Below are 16,523 nucleotides of genomic sequence, written 5' to 3'. Positions count from 1 at the left end.
CGCAGCAACAGGCACACTAACCATGACACTCCCGGAACATCTCGCCACCGAATGGCAATGGTCGACTTTCGACCAGCTCGGCGTTCACCACCTGTACGCGCTGCTGGCGTTGCGCCAGGACGTTTTTATTGTCGAGCAGGCGTGCCTGTTCCAGGATATCGACGGTATCGACCAGGCGTCATGGCATTTGCTGGGCTGGCAGGTGCGCGATGGCAAGCCGGCGCTGGTGGCCTATTTGCGCTGCGTGCCGCCGGGTGTCAAGTACCCGGAAGCCGCGATCGGGCGAGTCGTCAGCGCTGCCTCGGTCCGTGGCACCGGGCTGGGCCGGGAGTTGTTTGCACAGGGACTGGCGCGCACGCTGCAGGTCTATCCGGGTCAGGCGATCCGGCTGGCCGCTCAACAACGGCTGGAACCGTTTTATGCGCGCTTTGGCTTCGTGACCTGTTCGGCAGCCTATCTAGAAGACGATATCTGGCATGTCGACATGCTGCGTGCGGCAGGCTCCTAGGAGCCTGTCGGACTTAGGGAGAATCGGCTGCAAAAATACCTGGACGGTCCATATTTCACCGCTTTCTTGGCCAATAGCTCGCTATTGGCACTGCGAAATCGGCAAAATCTGTCCTCGCCCAGCTATTTTTTCGCTTCGATTCCCTAAGTCCGACAGACTCCTAGAGTTTTTTCTGCCACATCAGCGCATCACCATATTCGGCATCGAGCTGGTAGCCGGCATAGCCCATCTTGCGATAGACCAACTGCGCATGCTGATTACCCTGCAGTACTTCGAGGGTGATCTTGCAGCAGCCGCGCTCCAGCGCGACCTGCTCGACCCGCTGCATCAGTTGCTGCGCCAGTCGTTGCCCTCGATATGGTGCCAGCACCATCATGTCGTGGATGTTGATCAGCGGCGCACAGCTGAAGGTCGAAAATCCCTCGAAACAATTGGCCAGACCGACGGCGACACCGTCGACTCTGGCCAGGACACTGAAAGCACCGGCCCGTGCGGCCAGCGCAGCAATCAGGTCACGCCGGACATGATCAGCGAGCGCTTCGGCACCGCCGAACGGATCGCGTGCATATGCATCGAGCACCTCCAGCACGTCGCGCGCATCAGCCGGATCAGCGTAATCGGCCAGCGTAATGGTTACTGTGCCGGCGCTCATCGCGTCACCACGTCGCGTTGCATGGGTGCCAGCCCGGCCAGCAATTTGTTCTGGACGCGGGAGGCGATGCCATGTCGTTCCATCGCGATCTGCAAGTCTTCAACCAGTGCGTAAAACTGCGCCACCGTGATATTAAGTCCGTCATGGATGGTGGCCATTTCCTTGCCGGTGTAGCGGCAAGGACCACCGGCGAGCACGCAGAATTGCTCGGCCAGCTTTTCCTTGAGATGCGGCAGATCCGCTTCAACAAAGCTGTGGCCAACCCGATGATCGGCTTGCAGCAGCGTCACGAACGTCTCGACTACCTGGTCGATTCCCGGTTGCTGGCCCAGTCCCTGGTAGACCTCATCGGCAGCCAGCGCCGGTGATCCGAGTGCCAGCAGCAGGCACAACATGGCAAACCGTTTCATCAGAAACCTCCTTGCAAAGACAGATAAGCGCCGTTCTGGCGGCGCGGATTGAAGATAGTGACATCACCGAGCGTCACCCAGCCTAGCAGTACGGAAAAATTCCGGTTCAGAAAATAGCCGACAAACACATCGGCCGCGCCTTTTTCGTGATCCACCGACAGGTTACGCGGCTTCATCCGGTATTCGACACCGGTTACCAGCTGTCGGTTGATCAGGTAGGCCACGGAGGTTTCGAGCATCGGCTGGTAGCGGTCATGCAGGTCGCCGCCGAAACCGAGCAAGCCGAACTGATTGGCCTTGGTCGCACGCGCGGTCGCGTTGAGCAGCAGGCTCTGATCGAGCATCAGCTTGGTTGCCGACAGCGTGTAGTCGATACCGTGATCGCTGCGCGCGCCGAGTTGCGTCACGCTGGTGACGCCGAGCGCATCGAGGCCGCGCACGCCCCGGTTGCGCTTGTACTGAATACCCAGCGCAATCTGCGGCATCAGCCGGTCCTGATCCACCAGTGCATCGCCAGCAAGCCTGACCTTGAGACCGACAATCTCCTGCGTGATCGCCAATTGCGCCAGCGGTGCCCGGCTGCCTTGCAGCTTCTGGCTGGCCAGCGAGATTTCAACGCGGTCAGCAAAACCGAACGCCACGCCGGTCGAATCGATCGTGTAATCCTGCGTGCGCACGCCGGTGTAATGAATATTGCCGCCATAACTATCGCGCGAACCGTAACCGGTAATGAGCGCCCAGGGCGTCAGGCCACCGCCACCGGCCCCCTCGATCTGACTGGCACCGCCCAGCGCCAGCAACCTGGCCTGATCAGGCAGCAGCGAACCGGCCGCTGCGATCGCCGTGCTGCCCAGCAGCGTGGCGGCCAGCAGCACATGACACCCTGGATGGCGTACTTTTTTTCCGTGAACTCTCATGCTTTCCGCCCTAAATATTGCCTTGATGAAACATCCATGATTATGCCCATTTTTTGGCTGCGACGAGCAAGGTGCATCTTAACCATCCCGTCTGCCCGATGCGTCGGTACGGCGATCGGTCACGCCACCGAAAGTCACAGGGATTTGAGAGATTTCTGGCACAAGGATTCAGCTAGAATGACCGCTGCCATTTGGCCCACACCACACTTTGCTGCACACCATGACTCCATTGCCTTGCCATGACGCCGTGTTCGCATCCGCGTCGATTGTCCCGACGTGACGCCCGCACAGCCAACGATGATGGAATCGCTGTTGCGGCACATGGTTGAATTGACCGGGCAGCGCGACCATAACCTGCTCGATGTGGCGATCATTTCAGCATTGCAGGAGATGGTCGGGGCCAGCCAGGTGCGGATGATGGATATTTTTCGGACCGGTGACGAGGCATTGGTGCGAGCACGCGCCTGGATCACGAACGGCACAGTGACGACCATTGACGAGAGCACCGCCGACCATCGCAATGACACGCCGTTGACGCACTATCCGGTATTGCTCGAGTGTATTGCGCACCAGGGTGGCCGGGTCGAAGAAATCGGCTCCGATGGCGAAACCATCCTGTGGGTACCGATCTGGCAAAACGATATCGCCACCGCCTGCCTGCAAATTACCGGCACCACCACGGTCGCTCCCGCTGCACTGCACGTGATGGAAGGCATCCTGAGCGTCTACCGCAATTATCAGAATTTGCTCGATTACAGCGAGCGCGATTCGTTGACGGGTCTGCTCAACCGCCGCACCTTCGACGAAAAATTTTCGCGCATGGCGAGCAGCCAAACCGTCCCGGACAGTCATGCGCTGCCGAACGTCGACCGGCGCCATCCGAACGACGTCGAGGGCCAGTGGCTGGCGGTGGTCGACATCGATCATTTCAAACGGGTCAATGACCAGTTCGGCCATCTGTACGGCGATGAAGTCCTGATCCTGGTAGCTAACCTGTTGCGCTCGTCATTTCGCACCCAGGACCTGGTGTTCCGTTTCGGTGGTGAGGAATTCGTCATCCTGCTGCGCTCGGTATCGCTCAATGATGCCAGCAGCGCGTTCGAGCGGCTGCGCGCCAACATCGAAGAACATTATTTCCCGCAGCTCGGCACCATCACCGTGAGCATCGGCTTTGTCAGCATCAATAGCTCCACGCCGGTGGTGATCCTCGGCCATGCCGATCAGGCGCTGTATTACGGCAAGTCGAACGGGCGCAACCAGGTCTGCTTTTATGACGAACTGGTCCGGCGTGGCCAATTACATTCCGAAGTCATCAACGACCACGTCGAATTCTTTTTCGATAACTAGCCACGCCAGCAGCCCGCGCGCGCCTCATCCGAGGAGACCGACTCAGGCGCTGCGTGTGCGTGTGCCAGTGACCTGCCGCGCAGGCAAGGCCAGCACCGCCTCCAGCCCGCCTTCTGCCAGATTGTGGAGATGCAGCGTGCCGCCGTGGGCTTCGGCGATATTGCGGGCGATCGTCAATCCCAGCCCGGTGCCGCCGGTGTCGCGCGAACGCGACGTCTCTAGCCGAAAGAACGGATCAAACACGGCTTCGAGCTGATCCGGCGGCAAGCCCGGTCCGGCGTCCCGAATACGGATCACGACCCGCTCCGACTCGCGCACGACCGTGACCCGCGCCAGCCGTCCGTACTTGATGGCGTTGTCGAGCAGGTTGGTCAGGCAGCGCCGCAACGCATTCGGCTGCGCCATCAGCCGCACACCGGACGGACCGGACAACTCGACATCCTGGCCCGCATCGGTGGCGTCGGCACACACGCTATCGATCAGCGAGTCGAGGTCGAGACGTTGCAGCAGCTCCTGCGAATCCATGCTGCGCGCCAGCTCCAGCCCTTCGCGCACCATCGACTGCATCACGCCGAGGTCATCGATGAGCTTGGTGCGCAGTTCGTCGTCACCGACTTTTTCGAGGCGCAAGCGCAAGCGCGTCAGTGGTGTTTGCAAGTCGTGCGTGATCGCCGCCAGCATATGCGTGCGGTGCTGGACCTGACGCCGAATCCGCGCCTGCATCGCGTTGAAAGCACTGGCAGCCTGACGGATTTCGGTCGGACCAGTTTCCGGCAAGGGGGCCCGGTCGAGGTCGCTGCCGAGCGCGCCGGCGGCCTGCGCAAGCTGGCGGATCGGACGCGCCGTCATGCGTGCCACCAGCCAGGCCAGCAAGCCGATGAGCGCCAGGAACAGCGCCAGATAGGCGCTCGGCAAACCGATTGGTGGCTTTTCCTTGCCGGCCCCCGTCGCGCCACCCGGATGCAGTTGCACGCGCAGCAAATGGCCATCGCTCAGACCGATCAGCACGACCTGACAGTCACCCGGATTGGCGCGCTCGAAACGCGGCAGGCGCGCCAGTCGTGGCTGGCAACCGGTCTGCTGCTTCAACATGATCTGACGCTGCGCACCGAGGCGCGACTTGAGCAAATCGACCAGCGCGCCTTCGCTGCCGCCTAGCGCTTCAAGGTCGTCAACCATGCCGGCAGCAACCCCGAAATTGGCCGCGGTCTGGAGGATCACCGGACGCACCTCCGGTGCCGCCTGATCGAGCGCCACCACCAGCTGGACCACCCGCTCGGCACTGTGATTGAGACGCATCTGGTTCATTGCCCCATCGCGCTCACGCTGGGCCAGTAATGCCGTCACGCCAGTCGCCACCAGAATCCCGGCCAGCAGGATCACGAAGACCCGGTTGGCAATCGAGCCCAGGAAATTTTTCAATGCCGGCTCTCGATCGACACCGTCGCCGACAAGACATAGCCCTCGTTGCGTACGGTCTTGATGATGCGCGGCGTGCGGGCATCATCACCGAGTTTTTGCCGCAAGCGGCTGATCTGGATATCGACCGAGCGGTCAAACGGATCAGCATCGCGACCACGGGTCAGTTCAAGCAACTGGTCGCGATTAAGTACCCGGTTCGGATGCTCCAGAAATACCTTGAGCAACCTGAACTCGGCACCCGACAGCGCCACCACGGTGCCATCTTCCATCACCAGATGACGCGCCATCAGGTCGAGTCGCCAGGTATCGAACAGCATGCTGTGCGCTTCGCTCAAGGCCATGTTGGGTGGCAGCGCATTGGTCCGGCGCAGCACGCTGCGAATGCGTGCGAACAGTTCACGCGGCTCGAACGGCTTGGCGAGGTAATCATCGGCACCCATTTCCAGACCGAGGATGCGGTCCAGCGGTTCGCCACGCGCCGTCAGCATGATCACTGGCAGGCTCGATTGCGCCCGCAGATTGCGGCACAGCGTCAGACCATCTTCGCCCGGCAAGGTCAGATCGAGGACAACCAGGTCGATGCGGGCGGTATCGAGCATCTTGCGCATCTCGGCACCGTTGCTGGCAGTAAAAGTGCGAAAGCCATTGCCATCGAGGTAATCGGCCAGCAGCGTGCGGATGTCGCGGTCGTCGTCGACGACGAGAATTTGTGTCGGATTTTCCATGCGCTGATTATCACCAACCCGGCACCGATCGGACAGCGGAATTTGTAGCGCCGGGTGGCACGGCGATCGTGGGACATAGTGCGTTACAAAGAAATCAGAAAGAGCAGAGAAAGAGCGAAGAAAGAGCGGCTCGCCTACCTGCGCTAGCCCGCCCTCGCCCCATCGGGTATCCTGATTCCTTCCTATCCATTCCAACTGAGACCAACTATGGCCAATTACGTCTACACGATGAACAAGGTGGGCAAAATCGTCCCGCCGAAGCGCCAGATCCTGAAAGATATTTCGCTGTCCTTTTTTCCGGGTGCCAAGATCGGTGTGCTCGGCCTGAATGGTTCAGGCAAATCGACGCTACTCAAAATCATGGCCGGCATCGACAAGGACATCATCGGTGATGCGGTGCCCATGCCGGGCCTGAACATCGGCTACCTGCCGCAAGAGCCGTTGCTCGACCCCGAACAAACTGTGCGCCAGGCCGTCGAAAGCGGCCTCGGCGAAGTCTTTGAAGCCAAGGCCAAGCTCGATGCCGTCTATGCCGCGTATGCCGATGAAGACGCCGACTTTGATGCGCTCGCCGCCGAACAGGGCCGGCTTGAAGCGATCATCTCGACCTCGGCCGGCGACAATCCCGAACAGCAACTGGAGATGGCTGCCGATGCCTTGCGCCTGCCACCATGGGACGCCAAAATCGGCGTGCTGTCGGGGGGGGAAAAACGCCGCGTCGCGCTGTGTCGCTTGCTGCTGTCGAAACCCGACATGCTGCTGCTCGATGAACCGACCAACCATCTGGATGCCGAATCGGTCGACTGGCTCGAACAATTCCTGCAGCGCTTTCCTGGCACCGTCGTCGCCATCACCCATGATCGCTACTTCCTCGACAATGCCGCCGAATGGATTCTCGAACTCGATCGTGGCCACGGCATTCCGTGGAAAGGTAATTACAGCTCCTGGCTGGAACAGAAAACCAACCGTCTGAAACAGGAAGAAGCCACCGAATCATCGCGCCAGAAAACGATGAACCAGGAACTCGAATGGGTCCGGCAAAATCCGAAAGGCCGGCAAGCCAAGAGCAAGGCCCGCCTGGCACGCTTCAACGAATTGTCCGAGCACGAATACCAGAAGCGCAACGAGACCAGCGAGATTTTCATACCGGTGGCCGAGCGCCTCGGCAACGACGTCATCGAATTCAAGCACGTCACCAAGGCCTTTGGCGACCGCCTGCTCATTGATGACCTCAGCTTCACCATTCCGGCCGGTGCGATTGTCGGCATCATCGGTCCGAACGGGGCCGGTAAATCCACGCTGTTCAAGATGATCATGGGCCTGGAAAAACCCGACAGCGGCGACGTGGCGATCGGCCAGACCGCGCGTATCTCAATGGTCGACCAGTCACGCGATTCACTGTCGGACAACAAGACCGTGTTTGAAGATGTCACCGGCGGTGCCGACATCCTCACCGTCGGTCGCTTTGAAATGCCGTCGCGGGCCTATCTGGGACGCTTCAACTTCAAGGGCGGCGACCAGCAAAAAATGATCGGCACCTTGTCCGGTGGCGAACGTGGCCGGTTGCATCTGGCCAAGACGTTGCTCAAGGGCGGCAACGTGCTGCTGCTCGATGAACCGTCCAACGATCTCGACGTCGAAACCCTGCGTGCGCTCGAAGACGCACTGCTCGAATTCGCCGGCAGCGTCATGGTGATCTCGCATGATCGCTGGTTCCTGGACCGTATCGCCACGCACATCCTGGCCTTTGAAGGCAATTCGCAAGTCGCGTTCTTCGATGGCAATTATCAGGAATACGAAGCCGACAAGCGCAAGCGCCTCGGCGAAGAAGGTGCCAAGCCGAAACGCATCCGCTACAAGCCGCTGACCACGTAATACCGCTGCGTGGCCAACCCGGATCGTCCGGGCTGGCCACCGGCATTTTCCCGTTTCCCGAAAGTCCACTTCCCCATGTCCAAAGCAGCAAAAATAACCGCCGGGCGGATGCCGCAGGCGCTCGACTTCGGCATTCCCGAAGCAGGCTGGCGGCGGCGTCTCTACACCATCATCTTTGAATCCGACACGGTTGCCGGCAAGCGTTTCGATCTGCTGCTGCTCGGTGCCATCGTGCTGAGCATCGGCGTGGTGGCACTCGACAGCGTCGCCGTCATGACCGAGCGCTACGGCACCGTGCTCAATATCCTCGAATGGTTTTTCACGCTGGTGTTCTTGCTCGAATATCTGGCCCGGCTGTCCTGCGTGCGGCGTCCGGTGCGCTATGCGCACAGCTTTTTTGGCATCATCGATCTGCTGTCGGTCGTGCCGTCTTTTCTGGCGCTGTTTTTTCCGGGCGCGCATGCTTTTCTCGATATCCGCATCCTGCGTCTCCTACGTATTTTTCGCATCCTCAAGCTGGTCGCTTACATCAGGGAATACCAGCTGCTCGGCCAGGCATTAAGAGCCAGCCGACGCAAAATCCTGATCTTCCTGACCTGCGTCCTGATGATCGTCATACTGATGGGTACCGCGATGTACGTCATCGAAGGTGCAGAAAACGGTTTTACCAGCATCCCGACGTCGGTCTACTGGGCGATCTCGACGGTAACCACCGTCGGCTTTGGCGATATCACGCCAAAAACCGATGCCGGCCGTGCGCTGGCCTCGGTGATGATGCTGCTGGGCTGGGGCATCCTGGCGGTACCAACCGGGATCATCAGCTCGGAACTGACTGCCCAGCATTTTTCAACACGGCCCCTGCCACGCCGCTGCGCCACCTGCCGGAGTGATGGCCATCAAACCGACGCGCAGTTCTGTAAGGATTGCGGTACGGCACTATAAACAGCACCGTTCCGCCCAATGTATGAACCATTGTTAAATAATCCATATTTGCGTGGTGATTTTCTGCTGTAGTTGTATTATCCACAACATGGTCGATCAGGCAATTTTGCCCGATCACCGATACAGTTTGTCAGCCTGATCGCCCGCTCACGGATCACGCGCTCAAACTCTCTTGCGCCTATACCGAAAGCGAACATCATGAAAACAGCTCAATTTATTGTGCTTCTGGCGCTAGTCTCCGCCACGGCCTTCGCTTCGGCGACGACCGCCACCTATGACTTTTCCAATCTCAAGGCCAACGGCAGTGCAGGCAGTTTCCTCCCGTCCGAAACTCTCGGTGTCGGGTACTGGACCTGCACCGGCGGTGACCTGTGCAGCTCGAACATCGATCACAGCAGCAAGCTCGGTGGCGACCTGAAATACACCGTCAATGGCATCACCGCCACCGCCACCGGTTATTACAACAAAAGCTTCACCAATGGCGTACTCGGCACCGCCGCGACAGTGGTCCAGGATCACGAGAACGGCTACAGCGCACAAAACAAGATCGGTGCCGGCCTGGGCGTCTATCACAAGAAGGGCGACACCAGCGACGACAATATCACCGCCGGTGAAACGCTGAAACTGACTTTTTCGAAAGCAGTCACGCTCAGCGGTATTTCGCTGCGCTCGGACGGCCACAACACCACCAATTTCGAAGACCACTCCTACTTCCTGCTAAACGGCACCCCGCTAAAGCTGGCAGGCACGCCCAAGCTCGGCACTCAGCAATACACCGGCACCGAATTCACGTTCGCCTTTGACAATACGAAGAACAAAGGTGATCAGTTCTACCTCGCCGGCATGACTGTCTCGACCGTCGCGGCCATCCCGGCCGTGCCCGAAAACGAAACCTGGGCAATGATGGTTTGCGGTCTCGGTTTGCTGTGCTTTGCGGCGCGCCGTCGTCGCACTGACATCCGATTCGACTGAGGCATCACCGCACTGATTCAGCAAGCCAGCAAGGTGGCATGACGACGCTGTTGCATAATGCAGGTCGTCATCGTTTCTAGCCACGTCATGGAATCCTCCGCATCACTCCCGTTGCAACCCTCATTGCTGCCTGCCCGCGTCGCTCTGCCCATCCTGTTCATCCTGCTCGGTGCTGTCTTCGCCACCTGGGCAGCGCGTATTCCGCCATTGCGCGATGCGCTGCAGCTCGGCGCCGCCGAACTCGGGCTGGTCCTGTTGTGCAGCGGCGTGGGCGCGGTCCTGTCGTTTCCGCTGGCAGCCTGGCTGCTGGCGCGCCACGGTGCACGCCATGCCGCGCTCTGGTCCGGCATCGCCTTGCTGATCGCGCTGCCCTGCCTGGCACTGGCACCGCAGATGGGATGGCTGATGCTGGCCATGTTCGTCATGGGGTCGGCCGCCAGCTGCTTCGATGTCGCCATCAATGCCATCGGCGCGGAAGTCGAACGGGTCGCGGGACGCTCGATCATGTCGATGCTGCACGCGTGGTTTTGTCTCGGCACATTCAGCGGTGCCTTGCTGGGCAGCGCCATGGCCGGCTTGCAGGTGACGCCGTTGTGGCATTTCTGTCTGCTCTCGGCAGTTTTTTTGCTACCGTTGTGGCTGAGTTACCTGGCCCTGCCGACCGACCAGATCGATCCGGCCGCACCGCGCCAGCAATTCGCGCTGCCGCATGGCGCGCTGGTAGCGCTCGGCATGATCGCCTTTTGCGGTGCCATGATCGAAGGCTCGATCGGTGACTGGAGCGGCATCTATCTGATCGATCACCTTGGTGCCGCGCCCGGTATCGCGCCGCTCGGCTATGCGGTCTTTGCCGGCATGATGCTGCTGGCGCGGCTGATCGGTGACCGTCTCAAGGACCGTCACAGCGCACGCCCGGTACTGGTGGTCGGTGCCCTGATCGCCAGCGCTGGCGTGCTCGTTGTCATCACCACGTCGCAGACCGGCATCGCTTTCATCGGCTTCGCATTGATCGGTGCGGGCGTCGCGGCCGTATTTCCATTCATCTTCAGCGCTGCCGGCAAGGAAGGGCCGACGGCGCTGGCGGCCGTCGCCACGATGGGGTACAGCGGCGGGCTGATCGGACCACCGATCATCGGTTTCCTGGCCCACGGATTAGGATTAGCAATAGCATTCGGCTTCATCGGCGTACTGACGCTGGTGGTCGCGCTGGCGGCCGGCAAGGCCAGCCTGCTCAAATGAGGACTGCGGCATGACCCGACTCACTTCCGAACAACTCGCCCGGTTCCGCGAGGACGGCTATCTGGTCCTGCGCCAGCGCGTGACGCCTGCGCGTTGCGCCGCGCTGCGCGAAGTCGTTAGCGCGCAGTTACAGGAATCCGGCGCAGCGACGACCGACGCCGTTGCGCTGGTCGAATATGAAGCCGACGTCGGCTATGCTGGCGCACCGGCCTCGCGCGATGCGCCGGGTGGACGCACGGTGCGACGCCTGCGCGGTGCCTGGCAGCGCCACCCGCTGCTGCAGCAATGGGCTGCCGAACCAGCGCTGGTTGCCACCCTCGGCCAATTGTTCGGTCAGCCGGTGGTACTCAACCTGGCGCACCACAACTGCGTGATGACCAAGCATCCCGATTGGGGCACCGCTACTGGCTGGCATCGTGATATCCGGTACTGGTCCTTCGCCCATGCCGACCTGATCACGGTCTGGCTGGCATTGGGCCACGAGGACGCCGGCAACGGCGGCCTGCAAGTCCTGCCTGGCTCGCACCGCTGGCAGGTCGCGCCGGAACAGCTTGATGCGCTCGACTTTTTGCGCCCCGACCTGCCGCGCAACGAGCCACTGATGGCGCAAGGCATCACGCTGTCGCTCGACGAGGGCGACGTGCTGCTATTCCATAGCAGTCTGTTTCATGCGGCCGGTGCCAACCGGTCAGGCCAGCGCAAGTTCTCGGTGGCGTTTGCCTATCGTGGCGCGGACAATCTGCCGCTGGCCGGTTCGCGCTCCGCGGCTGCCGGTGAAATTGCGCTCGGCTGACACGCACAGAACCCGCACCCCAAAAAAAAGCCCCCGGCAACTTGTCGGGGGCTAAAATCCACACCCGGAAGGTGCAGACAGGGAAACATGTTGCGGCGGGACGTCACCGCCTGCGGTGACAACGGTCGGATCATGCATTAATCGGTGGTGACTGACTCGGGTCAGGTTTGGTCGAGGCAGCTTGACGGCGCGTGTTCCGGGGTCGGGCGACTTTCTTCAGGAACGACATGTCCTGTGAAAAAAATCGAGCGTCATCGTAGGGCATCCCGGACTGCGCACTGGACATCGTCTTGTGAACGACAAGCTGATACTGAAGAGTAGGTGATACCTGGAGCGGGGTCTGTTCGACAGCGCACACAGGCGGTCCGGTTTGACGACTGCGGCGCGATGAACGCCCGATGGCAACCTGGTGACAACTCAGCGGCCGGCACCGGGAACAGCGTGAGCTTGCGCATCGAAGTAGACCGTCATGCGCTTGCGCGGACTGAGATAGGCGTAGACCTCGCGCGACAGCTGCGCCGGTTTCAGGCTGGCCGCCACATGGAGTGTGGTCTCGTGCTGCAGGTCGACGATGGTCGCTTCGTCCTTCGGTATCGCCGGATCGTAGATCAATACCCACGGGCGCAATGGCTGGGCTGAATTGACCGACACCACCATCCCGAGCGTTTCATCGGACAGCCGCACCACGGTGCCTGGCGGATAAATCCCCATGCAACGGATGAACAGGTTCAACGACGTAATCTCGAACTGCCCGCGCTGCTGCGTGAACAATTGCGACAGCGCTTCATGCGGGCTGAGCGAATCGGCCGGATTGTGCTGGTTGCACAGGTTGTCATATTCATTGACGATCGCCACCAGCCGGGCCAGCGGCGCGATCTGCGCGCCTTTCAGATGCGCCGGATAACCACTGCCATCCATGTGTTCGTGATGCTGACGGACGATGTCCATCGCCTTGGCCGACAGGCCCAGACGCTGCCCGATCGGCTCGCCATAGGTGCAGTGCTGCTCGATCAGGTTGCGCTCGGCGCGGCTGTAAGGCTCGGTCTTTTGCAGCACCCGGTCCGGGATATCGGTCTTGCCGATGTCATGGAAAATGCAGCCGATACCAAGCTGCCGGATATCTTCGGCCGGCACGCCGACTTCACGCGCCAGCAACATCGCCAGCACCGACACATTGAGCGCATGGAAGTACAAGTCTTCGCCAACCGTCTTGTCGTTCATCAGATGGATGGCGATGTCCTTGTGCGACAGGATCGACGACAGCATCTGCCCGACCAGCAACTCGGCGCTGGCACGCGCCTCCAGCGGCCGCGAAAACAACTTGCTGCCGATATCCTTGAGCGAACCGGCAGCGCGCACGAACTGGTTTTCACAGGCAGCGGTTTCGGCACGCTGCTGGCGGATGCGATCGTACCGCGCCGCCCGTTCGGCCGCCTCCAGCAGTTGTTCCGGGCTCGGCGGTGCAGGTGGTGCCACCGCGGCAACCGGCACCTCCTTCTGCGGCAATGGCGGCACGTCCGAACGCGACGGATCGATCCGGATTTTTTTCAGCCCCAGCTTGCCGATGGCCTTGATCTGGTCGGCATTTTTGATCTTGAAACTGCTCAGCGGAAAATCATGATTGAGCCAGCCGAGGTCAAGACAAACATACAGGCCGACGCAGAGCTGGTCGGCACCGATGAAGCTGGGTTGGTCCTGCTTGTCCTGCTTGTCCTGCTTGTGCAGTTTGTCGACCATCGATGTAGCTCCTGTTCGAGGGCGGGCAAATCGCCTCAGTGAGGCACAGGCGACAGCGCCACGGTACGTTGCTCCAGCCATGCTTTTGCCGCACCGCTCACATGCGGTGCAAGCCGTTCACGCACCATCGCGTGATAGTTGTCGAGCCAGGCCAGTTCGTCAGGACGCAGCAACGCCAGGTCAAGACAGCGGCTGTCGATCGGGCACAGCGTGAGGGTTTCAAAGCGCAGGTACTCGCCGAATTCCGTGCTCGTTGCTGGTACGTTGAGCACCAGATTTTCGACCCGCACACCCCACTTGCCGGGCCGGTAAATTCCCGGCTCGATCGACGTGATCATGCCCGGCTCCATTGCGGTATGCGGCTCCGGCATCGCCGATGCTGCAATGACTTGCGGGCCTTCGTGCACATTCATGAAGTAACCGACGCCATGACCGGTGCCGTGGCCATAGTCGATACCGGCCGACCAGATCGGCGCACGCGCGATTGCGTCCAGCATCGGTGCGCGGGTGCCGCGCGGGAACTGCGTGCTGCTCAGGGCAATCACGCCCTTGAGCACCAGCGTCACATCGCGCCGCTGCGCCGCCGACGGCTGGCCGACCGGCACGATGCGGGTAATGTCCGTGGTGCCGCCGAGGTACTGGCCACCGGAATCGATCAGCAGCAACCCATCGCCTTCAATGACCGCATGGGACGCTGGCGTCGCGTGATAGTGCGGCATCGCGCCATTGGCATTGAAGCCGGCGATGGTGCCAAAGCTCGGGCAGACAAAGCCGGGACGGCGCGCGCGCGCGGCCGTGATCTGTTCGTCGATCGTCAGTTCGGTGACGACATCCTTGCCCAGCGCCAGGTCCAGCCAGCTAAAAAATTCGCACAGCGCTGCGCCATCCTGCTCCATGGCCGAGCGCACATGCGCCGCTTCTGCCGCGCTCTTGCGCGACTTGGCAAAGGTGGTCGGGTTGATCGCTTCAACGACACGGACGGTATCTGGCACCGCGTGCCGCAGGCCGAGCGTGATGCGGCGCGGGTCGAGCAGCATGACCGCCTCATCCGGCAGCGCACCCAGTACCGTCGCGGCCTGTGCATAAGGAGCGAGCTGCACGCCATCGGCAGCCAGCGCCGCGATCACCTCCACCGGCACCTTGCCGTCGGCAACAAAAATTGTCGCCTGCTGCAAACCAACCAGCGCATGTGCGACAAAGATCGGGTTGTAATTGACATCGGCACCACGCAGGTTGAACAGGTAGGCGATATCGTCGAGCGTCGACAGCAGATGCCAGTCGGCACCGGAGGCCTGCATCGCCAGCCGCAATTGCGCCAGTTTATCCGCGCGCGCCATCGTTGCATGGGGCGGCAGATGTTCGTAAATGGCCTGGGTCGGCAGGGTCGGACGGTCGGTCCAGACTTGCTCGAACAGATCGAGATCGGTGCGCAGTGTCGCCCCGCGCGCAGTAATTGCCTGCTCCAGCAAACGCGCCGCCGCCAACCCGAGCACCGCGCCATCGACACCGGCCACCTGCCCCGGCTGCAGCGACTGGGCCAGCCACTCGATGTGCTGCAAACTATTACCGGCCGGAATTTTCATCAGCACGATGCCGGTACCGGCCAGCTCGGCCTCGGCTTGCGACCAGTAACGGCTATCGGCCCACAACCCGGCAAAATCAGCCGTGACGATGAGCGTGCCGACCGACCCGGTAAAGCCGGACAGCCATTCGCGGCCTTTCCAGCGTTCGGGCAGGTATTCGGACAAATGCGGATCGGACGAAGGGACGACGTAGGCGGCGAGCTGTTGATGTTGTAGTGCGGCGCGCAAGGCGGCAAGGCGGGTATGAATGAGGGAGCGGGAGGCGTGCAAGGTTTCCATGATGGCTGGTGTCTGTCGTTGATAGCGATGAACCATCATACAGACCGCACTACCGCATTGCATCTACTATGACATCACGCGGATGAAAACTAGTGGTTGCCGTGAATATCTGCTTCAACACCTTGTTCGCTGCAGTCCTCTGTTTGCCGCCATCTTGAATCATATCGCCGGTTGATCTCGACACCGCCAAATAGCAGGTCGATGTGAAATGCCGCGCAGGCAAGATCTGTTGCCCATCGAAAGTTACCCGCACGAGTAAATACGGCTAGCAAGATACTTTGCTCAGTGCACCATCCGCCTCAGGATGGAGACGGATCAATTCCCCGACGGTCTTCCTGCTGGCAATGAGATTGGTCCGGTCCCGCTGCAATCGTTGCAGGCTTTCTCTTGCCAGTTGCTGCCGGGTGGCAAGCGCACTCTTGCCACCACGGTGCGCCGCGAACGCATCGGTGCCATCGCCGGCCGCATCGAGCTGGCCGATATTCTGATGCAGGTAGGCGATTGCCTGGTTTAATGCATTTAACTGCTGTGCGGAGTCTGAATAAATTTTTTTCATTTCATTGATGTCCATTGGAGTACCTTTGAATAAATAGGTAATGTGACTCTGTGGTTTAGTCTATTATTGTCTTGAAATTATTAGTATCTACATCTTTAATTTCATTAAATTTTCTCATTAGATCATCATTACTCAATTTTAAAAGATTAATCTCTGCTTTTAAGGCAATATTTGCTTTATCCATATCAAAAGCACTTTCATCTGAGAAAGTTAAACGTTCAATAGCCGTTTTATAATCCTTATTATTATCCAAAATTTCCTTTTCAATGTTGTTTATCGCTCGAAGATGAAGAATTGTTTCTTTATTAAAATAAGCACACTTTTGGTTAATCAGGAGATCATGGATAGCCGGCTTATCTTTCAGAGCTTTTATATTCTCTTCCAATTTTTCCAGGACACCGACGCTATCACTAAATTCAAGTATTAAATTCTCTCTTTCTTTATTTATAATTTCTTTTACCTCGCTCTCCTCTTTTAAAATCGCTCTAAGGAAACGCTGATTTAATCGCCTGATTTTTGGCGTTAAAATTCTGCTGACGTTCAATTTTAATGAGACCGCAATGGTG

General features: G+C 59.8%; 16 protein-coding genes. 8 read left to right on the top strand and 8 right to left on the bottom strand.

Annotated features, from left to right (window positions below):
* Positions 1-22: 22 nt before the first annotated feature.
* Positions 23-508 (top strand): GNAT family N-acetyltransferase, encoded by a 486-nt coding sequence (locus QN370_RS13895; protein ID WP_322126001.1) that lies wholly within the window; start codon positions 23-25, stop codon positions 506-508.
* Between the two features lie 160 nt (positions 509-668).
* On the opposite strand, the gene QN370_RS13890 is transcribed toward QN370_RS13895, so the two are convergent.
* The 3 genes from QN370_RS13890 to QN370_RS13880 are packed head-to-tail and all read right to left on the bottom strand — an operon-like array spanning position 669 to position 2,487.
* Positions 669-1,160 (bottom strand): GNAT family N-acetyltransferase, encoded by a 492-nt coding sequence (locus QN370_RS13890; RefSeq protein WP_322126000.1) that lies wholly within the window; start codon positions 1,158-1,160, stop codon positions 669-671.
* Positions 1,157-1,570, bottom strand: coding sequence for a group 1 truncated hemoglobin (locus QN370_RS13885; protein ID WP_322125999.1), 414 nt, complete (start codon positions 1,568-1,570; stop codon positions 1,157-1,159). The genes QN370_RS13890 and QN370_RS13885 overlap by 4 nt, the downstream gene beginning before the upstream one ends.
* Complete coding sequence (locus tag QN370_RS13880) at positions 1,570-2,487, bottom strand: DUF3034 family protein (RefSeq protein ID WP_322125998.1); 918 nt, start codon at positions 2,485-2,487, stop codon at positions 1,570-1,572. Before QN370_RS13880 ends, QN370_RS13885 begins: the two co-directional genes overlap by 1 nt.
* A 300-nt stretch (positions 2,488-2,787) precedes the next feature.
* Between QN370_RS13880 and QN370_RS13875 the strand changes: the two genes are divergently transcribed.
* Complete coding sequence (locus tag QN370_RS13875) at positions 2,788-3,834, top strand: GGDEF domain-containing protein (protein WP_322127183.1); 1,047 nt, start codon at positions 2,788-2,790, stop codon at positions 3,832-3,834.
* Positions 3,835-3,876: 42 nt separating this feature from the next.
* Here the strand turns inward: QN370_RS13875 and QN370_RS13870 are convergent, their stop codons facing one another.
* On the bottom strand, positions 3,877-5,256 hold the full coding sequence (locus QN370_RS13870) for an ATP-binding protein (protein ID WP_322125997.1): 1,380 nt from the start codon (positions 5,254-5,256) through the stop codon (positions 3,877-3,879).
* A complete protein-coding gene (locus QN370_RS13865) occupies positions 5,253-5,981 on the bottom strand; it encodes a response regulator (RefSeq protein WP_322125996.1) in 729 nt (242 codons plus the stop codon). The genes QN370_RS13870 and QN370_RS13865 overlap by 4 nt, the downstream gene beginning before the upstream one ends.
* A 207-nt stretch (positions 5,982-6,188) precedes the next feature.
* Between QN370_RS13865 and ettA the strand changes: the two genes are divergently transcribed.
* The 5 genes from ettA to QN370_RS13840 all read left to right on the top strand — a co-directional run bounded on the left by ettA (position 6,189) and on the right by QN370_RS13840 (position 11,802).
* Positions 6,189-7,856 (top strand): energy-dependent translational throttle protein EttA, encoded by a 1,668-nt coding sequence (ettA, locus tag QN370_RS13860; protein ID WP_322125995.1) that lies wholly within the window; start codon positions 6,189-6,191, stop codon positions 7,854-7,856.
* A 75-nt stretch (positions 7,857-7,931) separates the two neighbouring features.
* Positions 7,932-8,798 carry an ion transporter gene (locus tag QN370_RS13855; protein ID WP_322125994.1) on the top strand — a complete coding sequence of 289 codons (867 nt, stop codon included), beginning with the start codon at positions 7,932-7,934 and terminating at the stop codon, positions 8,796-8,798.
* A gap of 198 nt (positions 8,799-8,996) precedes the next feature.
* Entirely contained in the window at positions 8,997-9,770 is a 774-nt protein-coding gene (locus QN370_RS13850) for a hypothetical protein (RefSeq protein WP_322125993.1), read from the top strand.
* An 87-nt stretch (positions 9,771-9,857) separates the two neighbouring features.
* Entirely contained in the window at positions 9,858-11,009 is a 1,152-nt protein-coding gene (locus QN370_RS13845) for an MFS transporter (RefSeq protein WP_322125992.1), read from the top strand.
* Between the two features lie 10 nt (positions 11,010-11,019).
* Entirely contained in the window at positions 11,020-11,802 is a 783-nt protein-coding gene (locus QN370_RS13840) for a phytanoyl-CoA dioxygenase family protein (RefSeq protein WP_322125991.1), read from the top strand.
* A gap of 417 nt (positions 11,803-12,219) precedes the next feature.
* Here QN370_RS13840 and QN370_RS13835 read toward each other — a convergent pair whose 3' ends face one another.
* Together QN370_RS13835 and QN370_RS13830 are read right to left on the bottom strand one after the other, a co-directional pair.
* Positions 12,220-13,539, bottom strand: a complete 1,320-nt coding sequence (locus QN370_RS13835) for an HD-GYP domain-containing protein (RefSeq protein WP_322125990.1) — start codon at positions 13,537-13,539, stop codon at positions 12,220-12,222.
* A 35-nt stretch (positions 13,540-13,574) separates the two neighbouring features.
* The gene (locus tag QN370_RS13830; RefSeq protein WP_322127182.1) at positions 13,575-15,401 is read right to left on the bottom strand and encodes an aminopeptidase P family protein; all 1,827 of its coding nucleotides are present in this window, start codon (positions 15,399-15,401) and stop codon (positions 13,575-13,577) included.
* A 304-nt stretch (positions 15,402-15,705) separates the two neighbouring features.
* Here QN370_RS13830 and QN370_RS13825 point away from each other — a divergent pair, with 304 nt between their 5' ends.
* Positions 15,706-15,915 carry a hypothetical protein gene (locus QN370_RS13825; protein ID WP_322125989.1) on the top strand — a complete coding sequence of 70 codons (210 nt, stop codon included), beginning with the start codon at positions 15,706-15,708 and terminating at the stop codon, positions 15,913-15,915.
* 97 nt (positions 15,916-16,012) lie between these two features.
* Here the strand turns inward: QN370_RS13825 and QN370_RS13820 are convergent.
* On the bottom strand, positions 16,013-16,523 hold a 511-nt coding region (locus QN370_RS13820; RefSeq protein ID WP_323581738.1), incomplete at its 5' end, for a hypothetical protein.

The sequence above is a fragment of the Actimicrobium sp. CCI2.3 genome (assembly GCF_035019065.1).
Classification (GTDB): domain Bacteria; phylum Pseudomonadota; class Gammaproteobacteria; order Burkholderiales; family Burkholderiaceae_D; genus Actimicrobium.
This window is presented reverse-complemented; position numbering and strand designations above follow the sequence as displayed.